General features: G+C 63.2%; 4 protein-coding genes and 1 pseudogene. 4 read left to right on the plus strand and 1 reads right to left on the minus strand.

Translation table 11 applies throughout. The annotated features are described in order from the left end of the window. Window positions 1-321 precede the first annotated feature (321 nt). From EN993_RS30525 to EN993_RS30535, 3 genes are all read left to right on the plus strand, one after another. The gene (locus tag EN993_RS30525) at window positions 322-1254 is read left to right on the plus strand and encodes an alpha/beta hydrolase (protein WP_126069585.1); all 933 of its coding nucleotides are present in this window, start codon (window positions 322-324) and stop codon (window positions 1252-1254) included. Between the two features lie 99 nt (window positions 1255-1353). Continuing rightward, window positions 1354-2529 (plus strand): CaiB/BaiF CoA-transferase family protein, encoded by a 1176-nt coding sequence (locus EN993_RS30530; RefSeq protein WP_109668329.1) that lies wholly within the window; start codon window positions 1354-1356, stop codon window positions 2527-2529. Continuing rightward, complete coding sequence (locus EN993_RS30535) at window positions 2526-4175, plus strand: thiamine pyrophosphate-binding protein (RefSeq protein WP_127265633.1); 1650 nt, start codon at window positions 2526-2528, stop codon at window positions 4173-4175. Before EN993_RS30530 ends, EN993_RS30535 begins: the two co-directional genes overlap by 4 nt. Before the next feature lie 96 nt (window positions 4176-4271). Here the strand turns inward: EN993_RS30535 and EN993_RS30540 are convergent, their stop codons facing one another. Then, the gene (locus tag EN993_RS30540; protein WP_109668333.1) at window positions 4272-4712 is read right to left on the minus strand and encodes a CHRD domain-containing protein; all 441 of its coding nucleotides are present in this window, start codon (window positions 4710-4712) and stop codon (window positions 4272-4274) included. Between the two features lie 200 nt (window positions 4713-4912). Here EN993_RS30540 and EN993_RS30545 point away from each other — a divergent pair. After that, window positions 4913-5356 (plus strand): annotated as a pseudogene (locus EN993_RS30545) (PLP-dependent transferase); the annotation flags it as partial. Between the last annotated feature and the right edge of the window lie 56 nt (window positions 5357-5412).

A 5412-nucleotide genomic window follows, 5' to 3' on the forward strand; every position in this document is an offset into this window, starting at 1 on the left:
GTTCTTGATGGCCTGCGTCGCCGGACAGGCAGCGTCGGCAACGAAAGAGCCGCTCATCTTGACGTCGGCACGCGCCGCCCCGGCCAGTGACGCCGCCAGCATGGCCAATCCGAAAACGACACCAATGCGCATGGAAAATCCCCGGCTGAAGAAGTGGGCGACAGACTGAAGCTGTCTCCATGTCAGAATTGCGATATTTTGCTGTCCAAACGCAAGAAACATCGTCGCGAAAAAGCAGGCTTTGCCAATTGACGCAAAACCGGCGCCGGCGCAAACAAAGCCGGCGCCACGGTGGCGGCCAGAGCCTGGAGACCGAGCGGCATGTCATTCAGCCAGCAGCGTGTGATTGCCTCGCCGACCGGTGCCGATCTCAATCTTTTCGTCAGGCAAGCCGATGGCCGGGCACGTGCCGTCGTCCAGATCAATCATGGTCTGGCCGAGCACGCCGCGCGCTATGCCCGCTTTGCCGATTTTCTTGGCTCCCGCGGCTTCCACGTCTATGTCCACGATCATCGCGGCCATGGCGCGACCAAGGCCCCCGACGCACCGCTCGGCAGGTTCGCCGACAGCAACGGCCCCGCCAAGGTGATCGCCGACGTCGACGCCATCCATGATCTGATCGCCAGCGAACAGCCGAACCTGCCCGTCATCCTTTTCGGCCACTCGATGGGTGCGTCGGTGGCGCTGAACTACCTGTTGCGCCACTCGCCGCGCGTTCATGCCGCCGCGATCTGGAACGGCAATTTCTCCCAAGGCCTGCTTGGCCAGGTGGCGCTCGGCATCCTTGCCTGGGAACGGATGCGGCTCGGCTCTGATGTCCCGTCGCGCCTGTTGCCAAAGCTCACCTTTCAGGCCTGGGGCAAGGCGGTGCCCAATCACCGTACATTGTTCGACTGGCTGTCGCGCGACGAGGCGGAAGTGGCGAAATACATTGCCGATCCGTTGTGCGGCTGGGATGCTTCGGTATCAATGTGGCGCGACGTCGTCGGCATGGCATTGAACGGCGGCAAGGATGCCGGCTTTGCCGGCGTCCGGCGCGACCTCCCCGTCAGCATCGTCGGCGGCGAAAAGGATCCCGCCTCGGATTACGGCAAGGGGATCACCCATCTTGCCAATCGCATGCGCAAGATGGGCTTTTCGAATCTGGTTTCAAAGGTTTACGCTGACACCCGCCACGAAAGCCTGAACGAGGTGAATCGCGACATCATCATGGGCGATTTCGCGGCCTGGGCGGACGACATCCTGAAAGCGTGACGGATTGGCCCATCGCAAGAGCCGTGACAGCCGTTGCAGGGCTTGATAGAGGCTCTGCCTTCGCAGCAATCAAGGTGATTGCAGCAACCACGGTGATTTATGGCTGAGCCCCCGCTGAAAGGCGTCCGCGTCGTCGAACTCGCCCGCATCCTTGCCGGGCCATGGGCCGGGCAGTTGCTTGCCGATCTCGGCGCCGATGTCATCAAGGTCGAGAGCCCCGATGGCGGCGACGACACCCGCAAATGGGGCCCGCCCTTCGTCATGGGCAAGGACGGCGAGAACCTGTCGGCCGCCTATTACCACTCCTGCAACCGCGGCAAGCGCTCCATCGCCATCGATTTCTCGACACCGGAAGGCGCCGAAACCGTGCGCCGGCTTGTCGCGACTTCGGACGTGCTGATCGAGAACTTCAAGCTCGGCGGCCTGAAGAAATACGGCCTCGACTACGACAGCCTGCGCAAGATCAACCCCCGCCTCGTCTATTGCTCGATCACCGGCTTCGGCCAGGATGGTCCCTATGCGCCACGCGCCGGCTATGACTTCATCATCCAGGCCATGGCCGGCATGATGTCGATCACCGGCGAGGTTGGCCGTGAGCCGCAAAAGGCCGGCGTCGCCATTTCTGACATCTTCACCGGCCTCTATTCGGTCATCGCCATCCAGGCGGCCCTGCGCCACGCCGAACAAACCGGCGAAGGCCAGCACGTCGACATGGCGCTCTTCGACACCCAGATCTCCGCGCTTGGCAACCAGAACCTCAACTATCTCGTCTCCGGCAAATCGCCGGTGCAGATGGGCAATGCGCATATGAACATTGCGCCCTACGAAGTGGTGCCAGTCAGGGACGGCCACATCATCCTGGCGGTCGGCAATGACGGCCAGTTCGCCAAATTCTGCGCCGCTGTCGGACTGGACGATTTGCCTGCAAATCCCGACTTCGCCACCAATCCTGCCCGGGTCGCCAACCGGGTCAGGCTGCGTGAGCGCATGATCGAGGCGCTGAAGATTTTTGACCGCGATCCGCTGCTGGCGAAGCTGGAAGCGGCAAGCGTTCCGGCGAGCCCGATCAACACGATCGGCCAGATGTTTGCCGACCCGCAGACAATCGCGCGCGGCATGCGGCTCGACCTCGACGACGGCCATGGCAATCTTCTGCCTTCGGTGCGTGCGCCGATGGTCATGTCCGGCACGCCGCTGGTCTATGAGCGCCCCTCGCCGCGCCTGGGCGAACACACGCAAGAAATCCTTGCCGAACTGGAGAAGTCTGGACAATGAAGACCGGCGGACAACTCATCGTCGACGCGCTTGAGGCCAACGGCACCGACCGCATCTATTGCGTGCCTGGTGAATCCTATCTGGCGGTGCTCGACGCGCTGCACGATTCAGCGATCCGCACCATCGTCTGCCGCCAGGAAGGCGGTGCCGCCATGATGGCAGATTGCCACGGCCGCCTGACCGGCAAGCCCGGCATCTGCTTCGTCACCCGCGGCCCCGGCGCCACCAACGCCTCGGCCGGCATCCACATCGCCATGCAGGATTCGATACCCGTCATCCTGTTCATCGGCCAGGTCGCCAGCCACGCCAAGGAGCGCGAGGCCTTCCAGGAAGTCGACTACAAGAGGTTCTTCGGCGACATCGCCAAATGGGTGGTCGAGATCGACGACGCCTCGCGCATCCCCGAATTCGTCACCCGTGCCTTCGCCGTGGCGACATCGGGCCGCCCCGGCCCCGTCGTCATCTCACTGCCGGAAGACATGTTGACCAGTGTCGTCGAGGCACCCATCGCTTTGCCGCACACACCGGTCGAAACCCGGCCGGGCGAAGCCGAGCTCGATGCGCTGGAAAAGCTGCTGACCAAGTCCATCAGGCCGTTCGTCATCCTCGGCGGCACGCGCTGGGACGCCGAGGCCGTGGCACGGATACGCACGATCGCCGAGACGTGGTCGCTGCCGGTCGGCTGTTCCTTCCGCCGCCAGATGCTGTTCGACCATCTGCACCCGAACTATGCCGGCGATGTCGGCATCGGCATCAACCCGAAGCTGGCCACGGCGATCAAGCAGGCCGATCTCGTGCTGCTGATCGGCGGCCGCATGGGCGAGATGCCGTCCTCCGACTACACCCTGCTGAAAAGCCCCTACCCCGACCAGACGCTGGTCCATATCCATGCCGACGCCGGCGAACTCGGCCGCGTCTACCGGCCGACATTGGCGATCAATGCCTCGCCTTCCGCCTTCGTCGACGCCTTCGCCAAGCGCAAGCCGGCCACCGCACCCGCCTGGGCAGCCGAGACGCCAAAGCTGCATGCCGCCTATCTCGACTGGTCGACACCGCCGGAAAGCGGCCCCGGCTCGGTCCAGATGGGGCCGATCATGAAATACCTCGAAAAGATGCTGCCCAACGACGCCATCCTCACCAACGGCGCCGGCAATTACGCCACTTGGGTGCATCGTTTCCACCGCTTCCGCCGCTTCGCCACGCAGGCAGCGCCGACCTCAGGCTCGATGGGCTATGGCACGCCTGCGGCGGTCGCCGCCAAAGAACTGTTTCCAGAGCGCACCGTGGTCGCTTTTGCCGGCGACGGCTGCTTCCTGATGAACGGGCAGGAATTCGCCACCGCCGTGCAATACGACCTGCCGATCGTCGTCGTCGTCGTCAACAACGGCATCTACGGCACCATCCGCATGCATCAGGAGCGCGAATATCCCGGCCGCGTCGTCGCCACTGATTTGAAGAATCCTGATTTCGCGGCGTTGGCTCGCGCCTATGGCGGCCACGGTGAGACGGTCGAGAAGACCGCCGATTTCGCCCCGGCCTTCGAACGAGCCCGCGCCAGCGGCAAGCCGGCGATCGTCGAAATCAGGCTTGACCCCGAGGCGATCACGCCGACCCGGACGATGACCCAGATCCGCGATAAGGCATAAAGCGCCAACGGCAGAGGCCGAGTTCCTTCGCGCCCCTCTCCGTCCTGCCGGACATCTCCCCCTCAAAAGGGGGAGAGTCGCGGCACCGGCTACGTCCTATTTTGCTTTTTCGATCTGGCCGCGGATCTCGCCGTCCTTGTTGGCTGCCGTATGGATATTGACGTAATATTTGCCGGCCTCAAGGTCAGCCGCCTGAGCATCGGTCAACGTCTCCGATCCCTTGATCGGGCTCTTGAGTTTCTTGAATGGGATAACGGGTCCAGCGTTTTCACCCATCGCCGCCGGACCGTGAATGTGCCCCGCCGTCGCCGGCCCGCTGAGACCGGAATACTTGACGTTCCAGCTGAGTTTCTTCTTGGCCGTGTCGAACGTTAAAGTGGCCGTGCCCTTGCCCTTCGTGGTGACGGGCGGGCTCTGCTGGCCGCCGTCGAGCGTCGCCTTGAACTTTTCCATGTCGGCCAGGGCCGGCGAGACAAGAAAGATAGAAACAGAGACGGCGAGTGCCGAAACGATCGGCGAAAAGGAATGCATGCGCATTTTTAAAAACCTCCGTTGGATGTGACACCCTTGCGGCTCTCCGACGCATGGATGCATCTGTACAACGGTCGGACGGCCAAAAGTATCCTTCGGCGCACGCATATGTGATGGCAGGCAAAAAGCCCGATTGCCTACCCGCCAGGGGAAAGCGGCGGTCAGACCGCCGCCAGCGCCTGCGTCAGGTCGGCGATCAGATCATCTGGATGCTCGGCCGCTCGCTGGAGACGTTGTCGATCCGCATGGAGCGGGCCAACGACAATGCGCGTCTGGTCGCCGAATTCCTGCGTGATCATGCCAAGGTCGGGAAGGTGCATTACCTGCCGTTCCTGGGCGAGGACACGCTGGCGGGCCGCGCCTACAGGGCGCAATGCACCGGTGCCGGCTCGACCTTCTCCTTTGATATCAAGGGCGGGGAGAAGGCGGCTTTCGCCTTTCTCAACAACCTGCAGATCTTCAAGCTGGCGGTAAGCCTCGGCGGAACGGAATCGCTGGCCAGCCACCCCGCGGCCATGACCCATTCGGGCATTCCCTTCGAGGTTCGCCAGCGCATCGGTGTGTTGGAGACCACGGTCAGGCTGTCCATCGGCGTCGAGCACCCAGATGATCTGATCGCCGACCTGACGCAGGCGCTGGCGGCGGTCTGACCGCCGCTTTCCCCTGGCGGGTAGGCAATCGGGCTTTTTGCCTGCCATCACATATG

Source organism: Mesorhizobium sp. M7D.F.Ca.US.004.01.2.1, assembly GCF_003997785.1.
Lineage (GTDB): Bacteria > Pseudomonadota > Alphaproteobacteria > Rhizobiales > Rhizobiaceae > Mesorhizobium > Mesorhizobium loti.